The 18,009-nt window shown below is 62.9% G+C and carries 11 protein-coding genes; 8 read left to right on the forward strand and 3 right to left on the reverse strand.

The features are described 5' to 3' along the window. Positions 1-120: 120 nt before the first annotated feature. On the reverse strand, positions 121-2,448 hold the full coding sequence (locus C5J26_RS08520) for an NADP-dependent malic enzyme (RefSeq protein ID WP_105401337.1): 2,328 nt from the start codon (positions 2,446-2,448) through the stop codon (positions 121-123). Between the two features lie 231 nt (positions 2,449-2,679). Between C5J26_RS08520 and C5J26_RS08525 the strand changes: the two genes are divergently transcribed. Next, positions 2,680-3,483, forward strand: a complete 804-nt coding sequence (locus C5J26_RS08525; protein ID WP_172717146.1) for a UDP-2,3-diacylglucosamine diphosphatase — start codon at positions 2,680-2,682, stop codon at positions 3,481-3,483. A gap of 109 nt (positions 3,484-3,592) precedes the next feature. Further along, positions 3,593-4,780 (forward strand): MFS transporter, encoded by a 1,188-nt coding sequence (locus C5J26_RS08530; protein WP_172745787.1) that lies wholly within the window; start codon positions 3,593-3,595, stop codon positions 4,778-4,780. Here C5J26_RS08530 and dgcA read toward each other — a convergent pair. After that, entirely contained in the window at positions 4,750-5,733 is a 984-nt protein-coding gene (gene dgcA, locus C5J26_RS08535) for an N-acetyl-D-Glu racemase DgcA (RefSeq protein ID WP_105401340.1), read from the reverse strand. The genes C5J26_RS08530 and dgcA overlap by 31 nt on opposite strands. A gap of 153 nt (positions 5,734-5,886) precedes the next feature. Here dgcA and C5J26_RS08540 point away from each other — a divergent pair, with 153 nt between their 5' ends. From C5J26_RS08540 to C5J26_RS08560, 5 genes are all read left to right on the forward strand, one after another. Beyond that, positions 5,887-6,996, forward strand: a complete 1,110-nt coding sequence (locus C5J26_RS08540; RefSeq protein WP_105401459.1) for an ABC transporter permease — start codon at positions 5,887-5,889, stop codon at positions 6,994-6,996. Continuing rightward, positions 6,996-7,841, forward strand: a complete 846-nt coding sequence (locus C5J26_RS08545) for an ABC transporter ATP-binding protein (protein ID WP_105401341.1) — start codon at positions 6,996-6,998, stop codon at positions 7,839-7,841. Before C5J26_RS08540 ends, C5J26_RS08545 begins: the two co-directional genes overlap by 1 nt. Before the next feature lie 8 nt (positions 7,842-7,849). Beyond that, a complete protein-coding gene (locus C5J26_RS08550; protein ID WP_105401342.1) occupies positions 7,850-9,220 on the forward strand; it encodes an MlaD family protein in 1,371 nt (456 codons plus the stop codon). A 37-nt stretch (positions 9,221-9,257) separates the two neighbouring features. Beyond that, positions 9,258-9,872, forward strand: coding sequence for an ABC-type transport auxiliary lipoprotein family protein (locus tag C5J26_RS08555; RefSeq protein WP_105401343.1), 615 nt, complete (start codon positions 9,258-9,260; stop codon positions 9,870-9,872). Positions 9,873-10,003: 131 nt separating this feature from the next. Further along, positions 10,004-10,513 (forward strand): NUDIX hydrolase, encoded by a 510-nt coding sequence (locus C5J26_RS08560; protein ID WP_105401344.1) that lies wholly within the window; start codon positions 10,004-10,006, stop codon positions 10,511-10,513. 145 nt (positions 10,514-10,658) lie between these two features. Here the strand turns inward: C5J26_RS08560 and C5J26_RS08565 are convergent, their stop codons facing one another. Next, a complete protein-coding gene (locus C5J26_RS08565) occupies positions 10,659-16,907 on the reverse strand; it encodes a hypothetical protein (RefSeq protein ID WP_371681898.1) in 6,249 nt (2,082 codons plus the stop codon). A gap of 608 nt (positions 16,908-17,515) precedes the next feature. On the opposite strand from C5J26_RS08565, the gene C5J26_RS08570 reads away from it, so the two are divergent. Next, complete coding sequence (locus C5J26_RS08570) at positions 17,516-17,884, forward strand: Hpt domain-containing protein (protein WP_046667178.1); 369 nt, start codon at positions 17,516-17,518, stop codon at positions 17,882-17,884. Positions 17,885-18,009: the final 125 nt, after the last annotated feature.

Genomic DNA, 18,009 nt, shown 5'->3' on the forward strand with positions numbered 1-18,009 from the left:
ATCATGGAACGTGCCGGTTGATAATCTCATAAAGCCGCGATCACCGCACGGTGAAATCGATCCCAAGCGCCGTTCGGGCCCCCGAACGGCGCTCGCGCCAAAGCACGAGAAGATGGCAACTCAGGATTGAATCTGCAGATTTGGCTGCGAGGCTTCCACGACGGCGAGCGCCGCCATGTTCACCACGCCGCGAGACGTCACCGAGGACGACAGGATATGCGCCGGCTGGGCCGCCCCGAGAAGAATCGGGCCGACATGCAGAGCGTCCGTGAGGTTGCGGACCAGACCGAGCGAGATGTTTGCCGCATCGAGATTCGGGAAAACCAGCAGGTTGGCTTCGCCGGTCAGCGAACTGTCCGGCATGGCCCGCTTGCGCAGTGTTTCCGACAATGCCGAGCCCCCCTGCATTTCGCCGTCCACTTCCAGCTCCGGCGCCCGCTGGCGGACCAGCTTCAGGGCAGCCCGCATCTTCTGGGCGCTTTCCGAATCGCGCGAGCCGAAATTCGAGTGGCAGATCAGCGCCGCCTTCGGGGCGATGCCGAACCGGCGGATTTCCTCTGCCGCCAGAATGGTGATCTCGGCGATCTCCTGCGCGGATGGATTGTAATTCACGAACGTGTCGGTGAAGAACATCGCGCCGCGCTGGGAGATGACTAGGCTGAGGCCCGAGAAGGCACAGACGCCCGGCCGCTTGCCGATGATCTGGTTCACGTCGCTGAGATGCTTGTCGTAACGTCCTTCGACGCCGCAGATCAGCGCGTCCGCATCGCCGCGCTTGACCGCCAGCGCACCGATTACCGTATTGTTGGTGCGCACGATGGTGCGCGCCGCTTCCGGATTGATGCCTTCGCGGCCGACCAGGGCAAAATATTCATCGACATAGTCGCGATAGCGCGGATCGTCTTCCGGGTTGACCACGGCGAAATCGACATTCGGGCGGATCCGGATACCGAAACGGGCAAGCCGCGCCTCGATGACCGAAGGACGGCCGATCAGGATCGGGGTTGCCGTCTTTTCCTCGAGCAGAACCTGAGCGGCGCGCAGCACCCGTTCGTCCTCGCCCTCGGCGAAGATTACCCGGTTCTTTTCGGAAACCTTGGCGGCGCTGAAGATCGGCTTCATGACGAAACCGGAGCGCCAGACGAAGCGGTTCAGCTGGTCGAGATAGGCCTCGAAATCCTGGATCGGCCGCGCGGCGACGCCGGTCTCGGCCGCGGCCTTTGCGACCGCAGGCGCAATGCGCAGGATGAGGCGTGGATCGAAGGGCGAGGGGATCAGATAGTCTGCGCCAAAAATCGGCGACTCGCCGGAATAGGCGCGCGCCGCGACGTCGGAGACTTCCTCGCGCGCAAGCGCCGCGATGGCCTTGACCGCCGCCATCTTCATTTCCTCGTTGATCGTCCGGGCGCCGCAATCGAGCGCGCCGCGGAAGATGTAGGGGAAGCACAGCACGTTGTTGACCTGGTTCGGGAAGTCCGAACGGCCGGTGCAGATCATTGCGTCGGGACGGGCGGCGCGGGCAAGCTCGGGCATGATTTCCGGCGTCGGATTGGCAAGCGCCATGATCAGCGGCTTTTCGGCCATCTGTGCCAGGAGTTCGGGCTTCAGTACACCGGCGGCGGACAGGCCGAGAAACACGTCGGCACCGCCGATGCTGTCGGCAAGCACTCGCTTGTCGGACTTCTGGGTGTAGATTTCCTTCCACTCGTCCATCAGCGTATTGCGCCCGTCATAGACGAGGCCTTCGATGTCGTGGACCCAGATATTTTCTTTCTTCGCGCCGAGCGAAACGAGGAGATGCAGGCAGGCGAGTGCCGCGGCACCCGCGCCCGATGTCACGATTTTTACGTCGGCGATGTTCTTTCCGGCGAGTTCCAGCCCGTTCAGGACCGCGGCGGCGACGATGATCGCCGTGCCGTGCTGGTCGTCGTGGAAGACCGGGATGTTCATTTTTTCGCGCAGCCGGCGTTCGACCTCGAAACACTCCGGCGACTTGATGTCTTCGAGGTTGATGCCGCCGAAGGTCGGCTCAAGCGCCGAAACGGTCGAGACCATCGCCTCGATGCCGGGGGCGTCGATCTCGATGTCGAAAACGTCGATGCCGGCGAATTTCTTGAAGAGGACGGCCTTGCCTTCCATGACCGGCTTGGAGGCCAGCGGACCGATATTGCCGAGCCCAAGCACGGCCGAACCGTTGGAGACGACGGCGACGAGGTTGGCGCGGGCGGTATAGTCCGCAGCCAAATCCGGGTTATCGCGGATCGCCAGACATGGGGCTGCAACGCCCGGAGAATAGGCAAGCGCCAGATCGCGCTGGTTGCCGAGCGGCTTGGTCGCCTGGATCTCCAGCTTGCCGGGCCGCGGGTAGCGGTGGAAGAACAGCGCCTGCTCGTCGAGATCGCCGCTGACCGGCATGGCCGGCGACTTCGGTTTGTCCTGCGCGTTCATGTTTCCTCCTGGCTTGCTTGTTCTGTCTTTGAGGGGTCGAAAGGAGAGACCCCTCATTACATCAAACGACCCAAAGCAACAGCAGCTAATTTGCGGTCATCGCGGAAATTGGAACATGGGCGCTCCGGCGCGGGGCGCACCTTTCCCGGTCCCTGTCATCATCCTGAAACACGAGTCTGGTTTTGAAGCCAACAGAAGCGGCAGCGAAAGGACGACTTCGTGACCGGTGAGATGGATACAAGACATTTCAGAACGCTCTTCATTTCGGACGTTCATCTGGGCTCCAAGGCAGCCCGAACGGACTTCCTCCTGGATTTCCTGCGCTATCATGAAGCGGATACCATTTTCCTGGTCGGCGACATCGTCGACGGCTGGCGGTTGAAGCGCAACTGGTATTGGCCGCAGGGCTGCAACGACGTGGTCCAGAAGCTGCTGCGCAAGGCGCGCAAGGGCACCCGCATCGTCTACATCCCCGGCAACCACGACGAATTCCTGCGTTCCTTCCCGGGCACGCATTTCGGCGGCATCGAAGTCGCCGAGCGCGAAATCTACGAGATGGCCGACGGCAAGAAATACCTGGTCCTGCATGGCGACGAATTCGACGTCGTGGTCCGCAACGCCCGCCTGCTCGCCTATCTCGGCGACTGGGCCTATGACGCGGCGATCGTCATCAATATCGGGCTGGCCGCCATCCGCCGCCGCCTCGGCATGCCATACTGGTCCTTCTCCGCCTGGGCCAAGCTGCAGGTCAAGCACGCGGTCAATTTCATCGGCGAGTTCCAGCGGGTCGTCGCCGACGAAGCCCGCCGCAACAATGTCGATGGCGTCATCTGCGGCCATATCCATCACGCCGTCATGGAGGACATCGACGGCATCCACTACGTCAATACCGGCGACTGGGTGGAAAGCTGCACGGCAATTGCCGAGAATTTCGACGGCACGCTGGAATTGATTTCCTGGCAGAACATGGCCGCCACGGCGGAAATCAAGTCCTTGCCGGCGCCGCAATCCATCGAGGACATGCGGGCCGCCTGAGCGGCCTGCAACAGATGGACGGGCCTGCCAGAGGGCTATATCTTGCCATAGGCAGGCACAGGGGTGTGTGTTAGGTAAGCTGAAACTTCAGCAACCCACCCGTGAAATCGTGATTCCCTCAAATACGGCGCAGACAGCGCCCCGGTTCTTCCAGTTGCGCTGTGCGATCGCCTATGGGGCGCCGCTCGGGGTGAACGGAGTGATTCTGCCCTATCTGCCCGTCTGGCTCGACGGGCTTGCCTTTACCGAATTCGAAATAGGCCTCGTGCTCGCAGCCCAGCTTTTCCTGCGCGTGGCTGCCGCCCCGGTTGCCGGCCTGCTTGCCGACCGGATGACGGAACGGACCCTGATGCTCGCCTGGTCCGGCGCGTTGTCGTTGTTGACGGCATTCGCCATGTTCTTCACCCGCGACTTCTGGCCGGTTCTCATCGTCATCGCCGTTCAGGCGGCGGTCTTCGCGCCCTATGCGCCGATCGTCGAATCGATCGCCGTCAGCGGGGTCCGGCGCTGGGGTTTTCAGTATGGTTCGATGCGCGTCTGGGGATCCGTCGGCTTCGTGGCCGTGGCGCTCCTCGTCGGCGAACTCCGAGGCTTCTGGGGTTTCCAGGCTATTCCGTGGGCGATAGTGGTCGGTTTTCTCCTGACCGTCGCCGTTGCCTTCGCGGCTCCGAAGCTCGGCCGGGCGGTTGCAAGGCCGGACCCGGACAGGATGCCTCAGCCAAGCTCGCTCAGAAGGCTCGACCTGCACGTGCTGATGATCGGCGCGTCGGTGGCGCAGGCAGGGCACGGCATGTTCTATACGTTCGGCACCATCCACTGGCAGCAGATCGGGTTTTCGAGCGGCTCGATCGGCGTCCTGTGGAGCGCGGCCGTCGTGTCGGAGATCATCGTTTTTTTCGCAGCGGGCTGGATCGCCAGACGGATTTCTCCCTGGACGCTGATGCGGATCGGATGTGCGGTCGCGGTGGTCCGCTGGACGCTCTTTCCGATGCCGCTCGACTTCTGGGGATATCTGGCGCTGCAGGCCACTCACGCCTTCACGTTCGCCTTCGTCCATATCGGCATCCAGCATCGGCTGGTCGAGGCGGTGCGCGAAGACCAGGAAGCCTCGATGCAGGGTGCCTATGTCTTCTACAACGGCGTCTTTCTTGCGCTTGCGACGGTGCTTTCCGGCGTACTCTACCGCCAGTTCGGCCCGACGAGCTATGTGGCTATGTCGGTTCTGGCGCTGGTCGGCCTGTCGATCATCGCGCTTGCGGCAAGACTTCAGCCCCAGAGGGTCGCCTCCGGCGGATAGACGAGGGAACCCTCGTAGCGCAGCCCGCCCGGCCGGTCGCGGGCCAGCAGCAGCGGTCCGTCGAGATCCGCATAGTCCGCATCCTGGGCAAGCAGCACGGCCGGCGCCATGGCGAGCGACGAGCCGACCATGCAGCCGATCATCACGGCAAATCCGAGCCGCTGTGCTTCCGCCTTCATCGCCAGCGCCTCGGTCAGTCCGCCGGTCTTGTCGAGCTTGATGTTGACCGCGTCGTACCGGTCGCGAAGGCTTTCCAGGCCCTCCGTGGCATGTACGCTTTCATCGGCGCAGATGGAAACGAGGCGGTGGATACGGCCAAGCGCCGCATCCTGGCCGGCGGGCAATGGCTGTTCGATCAACGACACATTGATTTCCGCGGCGATCGCCATGTGGTGGGCAAGGTTTTCCTCGGTCCATCCTTCGTTCGCATCGACGATGATCCGCGCGGCCGGTGCTGCGTCGCGAACGGCCCTCAGCCGCGCCTCGTCGTTGTTCGTTCCGAGCTTGACCTTGAGGAGCGGACGTTGCGCGTTCCTTGCAGCTTCGGCCGCCATGTCCTCCGGTTCGCCCAGCGACAGTGTGAAAGCGGTGACGAAGGGTTTGCGGCTGGTGGCGCCGATCATATCGGCAACGCGCTGCCCATTTAGCTTCGCCTCGAGGTCCCAGAGAGCGCAGTCGACGGCATTTCGCGCGGCGCCGGGCTTCATCCGCCTCTGCAGTTCTGCACGGCTCAGGCCGGCGCGGATGGCATTCGCGACCGATTCGAGCTCCGCCATCACGCCCTCCAGGCTCTCGCCGTAACGCTTGTACGGCACGCATTCGCCGCGGCCGGAAACGCCGTTTTCACTGACGACGCAGGTGATGACTTCCGCCTCGGTCTTGGAGCCGCGGGAGATCGTGAACGAACCGGAGATTGGAAACGTCTCTATTGTGGCTTCGAGGTGACGGCTCATGGTTTTACGCGTCCCGTTGTGGCAAATCCCTATGACGCAGCTATATTGCCGGTCTCGAAAGTGCGATCAACCGCATCGTATTGAAACTTCTGACAAGCTTAAGCGCGAAAGAAACACGTGACGTTCCAGCCAGCCGAAATCAAGGCCGAAAATATGCCCGGCGATGGCGGTGAACGATACGTATTGGCCGGCGAATGGCGCGGCCCGACGATAGCACCTGTGCTCAAGGAGTTCGAGCGGTTCGAAAATGCCGCAAACCGGGGCAAGGTGGAGATCGATCTTTCCGGGATCACCGGCGTCGATACAGCCGGTGCCTGGCTTATCCGGCGGCTGATGACCGCCAAGGGCGGGCAGGGCGGAGAAGCGGCCCTGGTGGGCGGCGAAGGCCCCATCCGGGAACTGATCGGCGTCTTGCCGGAACACGTTCCTGCGCCGCCTGCGGACGGCGGAGCTAAGGGAAACCTGTTCGAACGCCTGTTTGCTCCGGTCGGCCAAGTGATGGTCTCGCTCGGCGGCGATTTCTACGCAGCCATGCATATTCTCGGCTCGGCGGTTCGCGGTGCGCAGATGAAATTCGGCCGTGGTGCCGGCGTGTCGCCGGCCTCGGTCGTCACCCATATCGACCGCATGGGCGTGCGCGCGGTGCCGATCATCGTGCTGATGTCCTTCCTGATCGGCGCTATCATCGCCCAGCAGGGCGCCTTCCAGCTCCGGTATTTCGGGGCCGAGATTTTTGTCGTCGATCTGGTCGGCATCCTGCAGCTTCGCGAGATCGGCGTGCTGCTGACCGCGATCATGATCGCCGGCCGTTCGGGCAGCGCCATCACCGCCGAGATCGGGTCGATGAAGATGCGCGAGGAGATCGACGCATTGACGGTGATCGGTCTCAATCCAGTCGGCGTGCTGATTTTTCCGCGCCTCGTGGCCCTGACCGTGGCGCTGCCGCTGTTGACGATCATCGCCAACTTTTCGGCCCTGTTCGGAGCGGCCGTCGTTGCTCTTGCCTATTCCGGCATCACCTTCGATACCTATCTGTCGCGCCTCCATGAGGCGATCGACCATACCTCCGTCGCCTCGGGCATGATCAAGGCGCCGTTCATGGCGCTGGCGATCGGCATCGTTGCCGCCGTCGAGGGCATGAAGGTCGGCGGCAGCGCCGAATCGCTCGGCCAGCACGTCACCACCTCGGTGGTGAAATCGATCTTCGCCGTCATCTTCATAGACGCGATGTTCGCCCTTTTCTATTCGGCGATCGATTTCTGATGGAGAACGGTTTGGAAGAGGTGCCGCAGACCGCGATCAAGGACAAGTCGAAAGGCCGGCAGGTGGTGCTGTCGGTCCGCGACCTGACCGTCGGCTTCGGCGACAAGCTGGTGCTCGACCATCTGAATCTCGACATCTATCGCGGTGAGATCCTGGGTTTCGTCGGCGCGTCCGGCACGGGGAAATCGGTGCTGATGCGCACCGTTCTCAGCCTTCTGCCGCACCGTTCCGGCACGATCCACATTCTCGGCGCTGACTACGACACGGTTTCGGAAGACGAGCGCATGGCGCTCGACACGCGGCTCGGCGTGCTCTTCCAGCACGGAGCGCTGTTCTCGGCCCTGACGGTCAAGGAAAACATCCAGCTGCCGATGCGCGAATATCTCGATCTGCCGCAGTCGCTGATGGACGAACTCGCCTATCTGAAGATCGAGATGGTCGGCCTGCCGCCTGACGCCGCCGACAAATATCCATCCGAACTCTCGGGCGGCATGATCAAGCGCGCTGCACTTGCCCGTGCCCTGGCGCTCGATCCGGACCTCGTTTTCCTCGATGAGCCGACCTCCGGCCTCGATCCGATCGGTGCCGCCGATTTCGATGCTTTGATCGCCAGGCTGCGCGATACGCTGGGCCTGACCGTCTACATGGTGACCCACGACCTCGACAGCCTCTTCTCGGTCTGCGACAGAATTGCTGTGCTTGGCGAGAAACGGGTCTTGGTCGAGGGTACGCTTGAGGATATGTTTGCCTGTGACGATCCATGGGTAAAGTCCTATTTCCGCGGCAAGCGGGCGCGGTCAGTCGTGGTCCAAGAAAAGCAGCCTGCGGCAGAAGTAGAAGAGTGACGTAATCTATGGAAACCAGAGCCAACTACGCCCTTGTCGGTTTCTTCACCTTGCTGGTGATCGCTGCCGCTTTCGGCTTCGTCTACTGGATGGCGCAATCCGGCCGCGGCGGACCGATGGCCGACCTGGCGATCCGCATCCCGGGTTCGGCGAACGGCCTGTCGGTCGGCTCTCCGGTTCGCTTCAACGGCATTCCGGTCGGTTCGGTGCGCAGCCTCACGATCGACCCGGACGACCCCCGTTATTCGATCGCCTTCACCGAAGTGCGGGCCGATGCGCCCGTCTATCAGTCCACCCAGGCCGCACTCGAAGTGCAGGGCCTGACGGGGGCCGCCTATATCGAGCTTTCCGGCGGCGCCAAGGGGGAGGAGAACATCCTCCAGAAATCGATCGAGAACGGCCGGCCAGCCGTGCTGATCGCTGAGCAGTCGAGCGTCACCAATCTGCTCGCCACCGCCGACAAGATCCTCGACCGGGCAGACGCGGCGATCAGCGATATTCAAGGCTTCGTCTCCGACGCGCGAGGTCCGCTGACCCAGACAATCCGCAATGTGGAAACCTTCACCTCGGCGCTGGCCCAGAATTCCGACAGCATAGACAAGTTCCTGAACAGCCTCTCGACGCTTTCGACGACGATCGACCGGGTCTCCGGAACGCTGAACTCCACGCTTGCAGCCGCCGAACGGCTGGTGAGCGCGATCGATGCGGAAAAGATCAATGCCGTGGTCTCCAATACGGAGCGCGCCACGCGCAATATCGCCACGGCCTCGGATAAGTTCGACGACCTGGTGACCAATGTCCGCAACGCCGCGGCCAATTTCGAGAAGGCGGGAGCGGACGCCCAGGTTCTTCTGAAGCGCGCCGATACCGTGCTGGGTGCCGTCAATACCGACCAGGTCGCGACGACGATCCGCAATATCACCGCCGCCTCCGAGGACGCCCGCCAGACCATCGGCTCAGCCCGCAGCGTGGTCGACAATTTCGCGCACCGCAAGGACGATATCGACCGCGCGATCGGCGATTTCACCGATCTGGCAAAGAAACTCAATGACGCTTCGAGCCGTGTCGACGGCATCCTCGCCAAGGTGGACGGGCTTGTTTCGAGCGACGATTCGCAAGGCCTGTTCGCCGAGGCGCGCAAGACGCTGGAATCCTTCCGCACCGTTGCCGACAACATCAATGCGCGGGTCGGGCCGATCGCCGACAACCTGTCGCGATTTTCGGCAGGCGGCCTGAGGGACATCCAGACGCTGGTCAACGATGCGCGCCGCACGGTGCAGTCGCTCGACCAGACGATCACCAATTTCGACCAGAACCCGCAGCGGCTGATTTTCGGCGGCGAGACGGTGAAGGAATATGACGGCAGAACGCGGCGGTAGGCGGGGCATTTTCAGTGATGGAAAGAGTGGGATTTTGATGACCGGTTCTGAGGTTCTGATGCGACGCGCGGCCCGTGCCCCGGTTCTGCTTGCGCTGCCGCTTGTCGCGGCGCTGTTGGGCGGCTGCGGCAGCAAGGCCAACAACGACACGTTCGACCTGTCGATCACCCCGTCCGGCCAGGGCGTCTCTGCCCGCAACCGACAGATCCTGGTGCCCGAACCGACGGCGCTGAAATTGCTGAACAGCGAACAGGTCGTGGTGCGCGTTTCAGCTTCCGAAATCCAGTATCTCGCCGATTCCCGCTGGGGAGACCGCCTGCCGGCGCTCGTCCAGTCTAAGCTGGTCGAGGCCTTCGAGAATTCCGGTCGCCTCGGCGGCGTCGGCAAGCCGGGGCAGGGCCTCGCGATCGACTATCAGGTCGTGACCGATATCCGCGCCTTCGAGGTCACGGCCGGCAGCCCGCGTCTGGCCAACGTTGAAATCTCGGCAAAGATCCTCAACGACCGCAACGGCACCGTGCGCGCCCAGAGCGTGTTCAAGGCAACCGCACCGGTCTCGGGCGCCGAGAACCGCGATTTCATCGAGGCCCTGGATCGCGCCTTCGCCAAGGTCGGCGCCGAGATCGTCGACTGGTCGCTGAAGTCGATGTGATGCTCGCAGGACGTTTTGGTTTCGGCGGTAGGTAATACCTTGGCTCGCATCGAATCAGCTTGCGGTCGCTGATCCGCCTTGGAACCGGCTGGCAATCGACTCCGCGATCTAAAAAATCAGGTGTTGAAGTTATGGATGACCACGGCAGAACGATGATAGTCCTTGACCGTGGCTCGTCGCGCTTCCAATTCAGGGCTGGTGCGCTGATCTGGTCCAACCGGCATATCCTGATTCACCGCGCCGTGAGCGATCCCTTTTGGGCTTTGCCCGGCGGACGCGTCGAATTTCACGAGGCAGGTGCCGATGCGTTGGCGCGCGAGATCGAAGAAGAAATCGGCTGTGAAGCCCGCATCGGGCCACTTCGCTTCGTGATCGAAAACTTCTTTGAGCTCGGCGGTCGAAAAGCTCATGAGATCGGCTTTTATTTCGAGGCTGAACTGTCTCGGCCCCTTGCTTTCGACGAACGCGAGATCATCCATCGCAGCCGTGACGGTGAAACCGATCTGGAGTTTCGCTGGGTGCTGCCGACGCTCGATAACTTGGACGCGTTTGACCTGAAGCCTCTGCCCCTCCGCAGCCTTCTCACCGCGATTCCGGAAGAGATGAAGCATATCGTTCACAGGGATGGACCGGCCATCTAGAAGCCCGTCGGGAATGATAGCTTTCCCGGTCCTTGGGGACGCTGCCCGTCCCGGCAACTCAAGATTTCTGAACCTGCACCGATCCGCCAACAAAAAAGCCGCCCCGAAAGGCGGCTTTAAACTTCGCGCGGTTCCGATCCGGTTCTTAGTTGAACCGGCCGGCGGCATGGGCCAGCATCGTGTAGACCTTGCCCGTGTCCGAGGTGAGGTAGCTCTGGGTTACCGTCTTGTCGCGGTCGGTGCGGGCGACGTCGGCGAGCAGCTTTTCGAAATCGGCGATATAGCGGTCGACTGCGGTCCGGAATTCCGGTTCGCGGTCGTACTTGCGCTTGATCTCGTCGAAGGTCTGCTGGCCCTTCAGCGTGTAGAGGCGACGGGTGAAGACGTCGCGCTCGCCGCGCTGGTAACGCCGCCACAGGTCGACCGAGGCGTCATGGTCGATCGCACGGGCGATATCGACCGACAGCGAATTCAGCGATTCCACCATATGGCGCGGGTTGCGGTTGTCGCCGTTGCCGCGCGGAGCGGGGGCCGGTTCGGCGGCACGTGGTGCCGGCTGCGGCTGCTGACGGGGTGCCGGCGGTGTCTCCGCCACTTCGTCGCGCGATGCGCCGCGCAAGAGGTCGCTGATCCAGCCGCCATCGGTGCCACGTGGCTCCGGTGCACGGGCGACGGGCGCCTGTGCCTGGCGATCGAGCGGCAGCGTGCCGCGCAGGGCGTTTCCGGCATAGGGATCGTTGCGTGGCGCAGGCGGAGCCGGCTGCGGAATGGCTGCGGCGGCAGGCTGAGGACGGGCAGGAGCCGGCTGCGGAGCAGGCGCCTGGCGTGGTGCCGAAGGCTCGGCAATCTCGAAGTTCTGCGTCGAGCGACCGACCAGAGCCGAGATGTCCTGCAGCGCCTTGATCTGCTCGGCGACGGCACGCCGCATGGCGGCGGCACTTTCCTTGGCTTCTTCCGGCAGGTCGAAGGCGCCACGCTTGAGTTCGGTGCGGGTCGTATCCAGCTCGCGGCGGATATCCTGCGCCGAGCGGCGGATTTCGTCGGTCGCGCCGGCGAAGCGGTTGATGGCTTCCTCGACCGATTCCCGGAGCGTGTCGCGCAGCTGTTCGGCGGCGCTGCCGGAGCGGGTGGTGGCATCCGACAGCAGTTGCTCGACGTCGCTGAGCGACTGCGAAATGCTGCCGCGCATCCGTTCGGAAAGGTCGCGGGTGCGCTTCTCGGCGTCAGACAGCGTCGTCTCGATGGCGTGGTTGGCGTCGCTGCCGGCGCTGATCAGCGCTTCGCGCATCGCATCGGCGGTAACTTCGGCGCGATGCTGGGTTTCCCCGAGCGTCCGGCCGATATCGGCAAACGAGGCATGCAGGCTTTCGCGAAGCCGCGAGCCGACCTGCAGCGAACGTTCTTCCGCCCGCTCGAAAGCGCCATCGACCAAGGTCGTCAGGCTGCGCATCGTCGTCTCGATTTCCTCGGAACGCTTGACCAGGCCGGTCGACAGGTTGCGCAGTGCATTCTGGCGTTCGTCCAGCGTGCTGACGAGATTGGACTGTGCCGCACCGAGGAGCTCGGATGCTTCGACAAGCACCCTCGAGTGGTCGTCAAAACGGCCGACGAGGCTGCTGACCTGCTCGAGCGTATTGCCGAAGACGTCCGACATACGGCCGATATTGTCTTCGAGCATGCGGGTCGAGCCGGAAACGATGTCGGCGGAGTTGGTTGCCGACTGAACGAACCGGTTGGCCGTGACGCTGAGCTTGCGGTCGGCTTCCGAAAGGTGATGGGCGACGGCATCGGCGGTGCTGCCGAATTCCTTCGCTGTCTCCTGGACCATCGCCGAAATGTTCGAATTGCTTTCCGCCAGCTTGTCGATGAGGCTGTTGACGCTGGCCGACAGGCCCTGTTCGACGTGACGCATGGTGCCGGCGGCACTCTCGGTCCGCTGCGTAATGGCGGCGAGCGTCTCGTTGGTCCGCGCGGCGATCGCGTCGACAAGCGCCGAGTTCTCGTTGCGAATGCGCGCCGTCGATTCTTCCGTAGCGGAGGAAAGCCGCGCGGTCGTCTCTTCCGCGGCGGAGGAAAGCCGTGCCGATGTTTCTTGCGCTGCGGCCGAAAGAAGCTCTGCACCCTGCTGGGCAGCGGTCGTCATCTGTTCGATGGCGGTTCGGCCGGTCGCGGCATATTCCTCGACCATGGGCTTTGCCTTTTCATCGAGAAGGCGTGCCAGTTCCGCCGAGCGGCCGGCGAGCATGGAGTTCAGGTCGCGGGCGCGGGCGTCGAGAGCCGAGTGGATGGCGTCGCCGCGGGCCGCGAGTGCCCGGTCGACGGCGTCCATGGCGGTGTCGAGCTGGTTTGCCGTATCGGCGAGCGTGGTGCGGATACCGTCGCCGCGCGAGTCGAGCGCTTTCTGTGCTTCGTCCAGCGCCTCGGAGATTGCCGTGACCTGGCGCTTCACCAGGCTGTCCGCCTCCGCGACCTTGTGGACGATCGCATTGCCGGCTTCCGAGAAGGCAAGCGCTACGGTTGCCGCCTGGCCGGCAAGCCGGTTCTGGGTTTCCGAAATCCGGCCGACGATCTGGGTCGACCGTTCCTCGATCGCCTTGGTGAATTCGGCGTTGCGGTTGGTGAGTTCCTCGGTGAACTCGGCACCGGCACGCGCCAGCACTTCGGCGGAGCGGGTGGCTTCGCTGTCCATGCTCTGGGCCGCGGCGCCGACTGCTTCGCGCAGTGTCGAGGCAAGGCCGACGGCCTTGCTTTCGATGGTCTTGGTGACGTTGTCGAGACCGATGGTCAGCGCGCGGTCGATCGTGCCGAGGCGTTCCTCGATACGGGCGGTGCGGCCATCCATGGTCTCGGTGATGCGGTCCGAAGCCTCGACGGCGACACGTTCCAGATCGGCCGTGCGGTTGGTGAGCGTGGTGGAAAGATTGACGCCGGCCTCGTCGACGAGCTGGGCCGCCTCGAGGATTTCGCCCCGGATCCGGCCTTCGAGCCCACCGAACGTCGTTTCGATGCGGCTGCCGGTTTCTTCGAGCGCGCCCTGAACCCCGCCGACCGTCTGACGGATGCGGTTGGAGAAGGCGTCGGCCGAGCGGCCGATTTCGCTTGCGGCATCGGAAAGCCGGACGGCGAGCGTACCGACATTGTCGCGCAGACGTTCTTCGAGAGACTGCCCCGCGGTGTCGATAGCGTCGCGCAGCGCGTTCTGCTGCGTTTCGAGCGACATTTCCAGCATTCCGGCGCTGGCCGCGATCGAGGTTCCGAAGGAGGTGACCTGATCCTGCATCAGGTCGCCGATCTGGCTCTGGGCGTCGCTGAGCGTTGTCGTGAGCGACTTCGTGCGTTCGTCCAGGGTGTCGCGGATCTGCTCGTAACCGGAACCGAGCGTCGTTTCCAGCTGCTGGTGACCAAGGCCGATGGTTGCGGCGATACGCTCCTGCGTCGAGCCGAGAACGGCTTCGACACGCTCCAGTCCGTCCGCCATGCCCGTTTCGAAACGCTGTGCGCCGGTTGCGAGCGCGGTCTCGATGCGGCCGCTTGCGCTGCCGACGGTTTGTTCGAGGCGATCGCCGCCGCTTTCGAGAACGCGGGCGATCTCGGCCGTCCGGTTTTCGAGCGACAGGTCGAGATTGAGCTGGTTATCGGCATAGGCGTTGCGGATCGCTTCGGCGCGGGCCGCGAAGGATTGCTCGATGCGGACATCGGCATCGATGAAGGTGTTGGCGATCGCCGTCGACTTTTCGTCCAGCATGCTGGCGAGGCGGTCTTCGCCAAGCGCGAAGGAGGTGGCGATTTCCATCGACTTGTCGTCGAGGATTTCTGCGAGCCTGTCCCGGTTGACGCCCAGCGCCTCGTTGATTTCCGAGCTACGGCGGGCCAGGTCTCCACTCATGCGCTGTTCGGTTTCCGAAAGTGCGCGGGTGATGGAATCCGACTTCTCGTCGAGCATGCCGGCGAGACGATCTTCGCCGAGCGCGAAGGACGTGGCGAGTTCCATCGACTTGTCTTCGAGGATTTCGGAAATCCGCTCGCGGTTGGTATCGAGCGACGTCTGCATTTCGGAAGCGCGCCGGCCCAGCTCGTCACCGAGCTGCCGTTCGCTGGCAATGAGCGTGCGCGAGATGTGTTCCGACTTTTCGTCGAACATGCCGGCGAGCCGTTCCGGTGCGCCGGACATCAGCGTTTCGATCGCACTGGCTTTCTGGCTCAGCACTTCGGTCAGATGATCGTGGCTGCCGGAAAGGGCAGCGACAATGGCGCCCGAGCGGATGGCTAGGCTCTGTTCGAACTTTGCCTGGTTTTCCGAAAGCGTGCTGAGAAGGCTGCTGCTGCGGTCGGCGATCGTTGTTTCGATGTCCTGACGAGCGTTGGCAAAGCCGGCGTGAAGTTCGCCGGTGCCGGATGCAAACACGTCCTTGAGCTCGCCGGTGCGCAATGCAAGCGCGTCCTGAAGCTCGGTGGTGCCCGTCCCGAGCACGCCGTGCAGTTCCCCGGTGCCCGAGGCGAGTACGCCCTGGAGTTCGCTGGTGCGCGTCGTCAATACGTCCTGGAGCTCGGTGGTGCGTGTTTCCAGTGCTTCGTGGAGTGCGCCGGTGCGCGTGGTGATGACGTCCTGGAACTCGCTGGTGCGTGCTTCAAGGGCTCCCTGAAGTTCCTCGGTGCGCGAGACGAGCACGGACTGGAGTTCGCTGGTGCGTGTTCCGAGTACATCCCGAAGCTGGCTGGTCCTGGATCCGAGGACGTCCTGGAGTTCCCCGGTGTGCGTCACGAGTGCATCCTGGATTTCGGTGGCGCGGGAGGCCAGCGTATCCTGAATTTCAGTGCTGCGGGCCGACAATGCGTCGGACAGCTCGCGCGAGCGGCTTCCGAGCATGGCATCCAGCATTTCCTGGCCGGTGCCGAGCGTCGTCTCGAGTGCGAGCGACTGGTCGGTCAGCGAGGAACTGATGCGCTCGACGCTGGACGAGAGGATGTTTTCGATCGCATCCGAACCGCTTGCCACCGTCTCGTTGATGCGGGCGAGGCTGTCCATCAGCTTGCTGTCGAGCGTGCCGGCGCGCTGGTCGAAGGCGGAGGTGAACTGCGAGATGCTGTCGTCGAAGGTCGTGCTGAGCAGGCCGACGGTCGTCTGCAGGCGCTCTTCGAAGAAGCCGGTGCGCATGTCGAGGTCGAGGACAACGTCTTCGACCGTGCTTTGCAGGTTCTGGCGGAAAGACGAGCTCTTTTCTTCGAGCGAGCTGTTGAGGGCCGCAAGGATGCCGCCGAGCGAACCGGTGAGCGTCTGTTCGCTTTCGGCAAGTCCGTCAGTGATTTCCTTCGTGCGGGCCAGCAGCGTCTCGTTCAGCTGGCGGGTGCGGTCCGCAAGCGCCGCGTTGAGCTTTTCGGTATTGGCGTCGAGAGAAGAGGCGCGCGTCTGGAATTCGTTGAGAAGCGCCTGGCCGCGCTGAGACAGCACGGTATTGATCGCATCCATGCGCTCGTCGAACTCGTGGGCGAGCGCGAAACCGGAGGAATTGAGCGTCTGCAGCAGGTTTTCGGTCTTGGTCGTCAGCAGGCTGCCGAGTGCTTCGCCGGCGGCGTTGGACTTCTCCATCAGCGCCGCGCCGCGCGTCTCGATCATCGACGCAAAGGCTTCGCCGGATGTCGCCAGGCGAATGGAGATTTCTTCGGTCGCGAGCGACAGCTCTTCCTTGAGCTGATCATGCGCTCCGACGATCGACGAACGGATGCGCTCGGCGTGGTTGACGATCGCGTCGCGTTCGGCGCCGAGTTCGTGGACGAGGCCGCGAACCCGCAATTCGTTGTCGGTGAAGCTCCGCTCCAGCGCATTCACTTCCGAATGGACGAGCGTCTCGAGCTCGGCGGCGCGGGCGATGGTGCGCTCGATGCCTTCGTTCATCGCCGAGACTTCGCGGCGCACGGCCTGGCCGACGCTCATGATTCGCTCGGAGGCGACGGTTTCCGGATCGGACAGGCGTAGCGCAACCTCGGCCATCGAACGGGCGGCGGTTCTCAGATCCTGAGCGCGGGCCATCATGATCGCGAAGGCGAAGAACAGCATGATGGGAATGAGGATACAGACCGCCAGCGCGACGATGCCGGGCGCCGCGAGAACGCCTTCGACCGAGGTAATCTGCCAGAGCTGGTTGCCGTAGATCATCTGCCCGAGCGCGATGCCGCCGATTGCCCAGAGGATCGAGACGATCACCGCATTGCGGATGGACGAGCGCATCGCGCCGCCTTCCAGCGTCCGCAGGATCGCAGTCGAACTGCGTTTGCCCGCATCGTTGGCGGGCTGGAACGTGGGGGATTTGGCAGCGGTCTCGGTGGCTGCCGATCTGTATGATTCGGCGGCATCGTCCTGGTACTGGGTCTGACGCGGTTTGTTAGTGTCTGGCACTCTGGCCTCCGAGGCATGGGGCACTGATCTTTGGCGCGACTGATCATCGTTGAAGTTGATTTTTAGGGCATCTTCCAACGCCTGGAACGCCGTCTCATCGATCGACTCGCTGCTAGGGTTCTTTGCCATGCGGTTACGCCTCGTTACATACTCGCCCGGCAAATCCCATCTGACGCGCTGCCGCCCGCAGACCGACAGATGGAACGCTGCCTGCCGGAAACTCTCCACCCACAAAGCGGATTTCCAGTTTCCTATTCATTTTCAAGTCGGATGGCCGTTCTTTCAAACGGATGATAATGAAAGCTTACCAACCTACCATCCGGGGCAAAAGGACGATATTCCTCGCCACCTTAGGCGTATTGTAGTGGCACATTCGGCCACCCTGCACAATTATGACGCCTGCCTTCGAATGATGCTGTGGAATGTTGTTAACAGAATTTAAACCATACGAAGATGCAAAACTCCTAAAATCCCGGGAGCTTAGCAGAAATTAACCATATGGGAAGAAACCGGCCCAGATTGTGCCGGAATTTAACGGGATAGCTCCGATTGGCCCGCACAATTCGGGACATTATCAGAAGAGCAACAGGGAAAACAGGTTCACGGCAATGGCAGCGGTCAGTATCGCGTTCGAAGCTCCAGAAACGCTGAGGGGTGGTTGCCCTTCCCAGTCCCGTCCGATCGATCTCGTTCATCTCGCGACACAGACGATGGGCGACAAGACCCTCGAAATCGAAGTGCTCCAGATGTTCGCGCGCCAGGCACGCCGCGCACTGCATGACATCGCAAGCGCCGACAGCGCTTATGTCGTCGCAGCCGCGCACCGCCTGAAGGGTGCGGCCAGCGCCGTCGGCGCCTTCAAGGTTTCGACCGCTGCCGAGCGTCTTGAAGACAACGCCTCCGACGCCTCGTTGCGGGCCGCTGTCGCTGCCGCCGTCGTCGAGGCCGAAAACTTCATCAACAAGCTCTGCCGCTGAGCGATTCGCCGAATCGGTACGCAAGGGCGCCGATTGAACAGCCGGCGGCGCCCGAAAATGTTGACTGCGCGGGGGTTTTATCGGAAGACAGCGCCCTTAAATAGTGTGCCCTGACCCTTCAACAT

Origin of the sequence: Neorhizobium sp. T7_12 (assembly GCF_002968535.1) — a bacterium.
GTDB classification, from domain to species: Bacteria; Pseudomonadota; Alphaproteobacteria; order Rhizobiales; family Rhizobiaceae; genus Neorhizobium; species Neorhizobium tomejilense.

Coding starts and splice junctions, on each gene's coding strand:
- C5J26_RS08520 (WP_105401337.1), bottom strand. CDS start 2,448: ATGAACGCGCAGGACAAACCGAAGTCGCCGGCCATGCCGGTCAGCGGC.
- C5J26_RS08525 (WP_172717146.1), top strand. CDS start 2,680: ATGGATACAAGACATTTCAGAACGCTCTTCATTTCGGACGTTCATCTG.
- dgcA (WP_105401340.1), bottom strand. CDS start 5,733: ATGAGCCGTCACCTCGAAGCCACAATAGAGACGTTTCCAATCTCCGGT.
- C5J26_RS08540 (WP_105401459.1), top strand. CDS start 5,887: ATGCCCGGCGATGGCGGTGAACGATACGTATTGGCCGGCGAATGGCGC.
- C5J26_RS08545 (WP_105401341.1), top strand. CDS start 6,996: ATGGAGAACGGTTTGGAAGAGGTGCCGCAGACCGCGATCAAGGACAAG.
- C5J26_RS08550 (WP_105401342.1), top strand. CDS start 7,850: ATGGAAACCAGAGCCAACTACGCCCTTGTCGGTTTCTTCACCTTGCTG.
- C5J26_RS08555 (WP_105401343.1), top strand. CDS start 9,258: ATGACCGGTTCTGAGGTTCTGATGCGACGCGCGGCCCGTGCCCCGGTT.
- C5J26_RS08560 (WP_105401344.1), top strand. CDS start 10,004: ATGGATGACCACGGCAGAACGATGATAGTCCTTGACCGTGGCTCGTCG.
- C5J26_RS08570 (WP_046667178.1), top strand. CDS start 17,516: ATGGCAGCGGTCAGTATCGCGTTCGAAGCTCCAGAAACGCTGAGGGGT.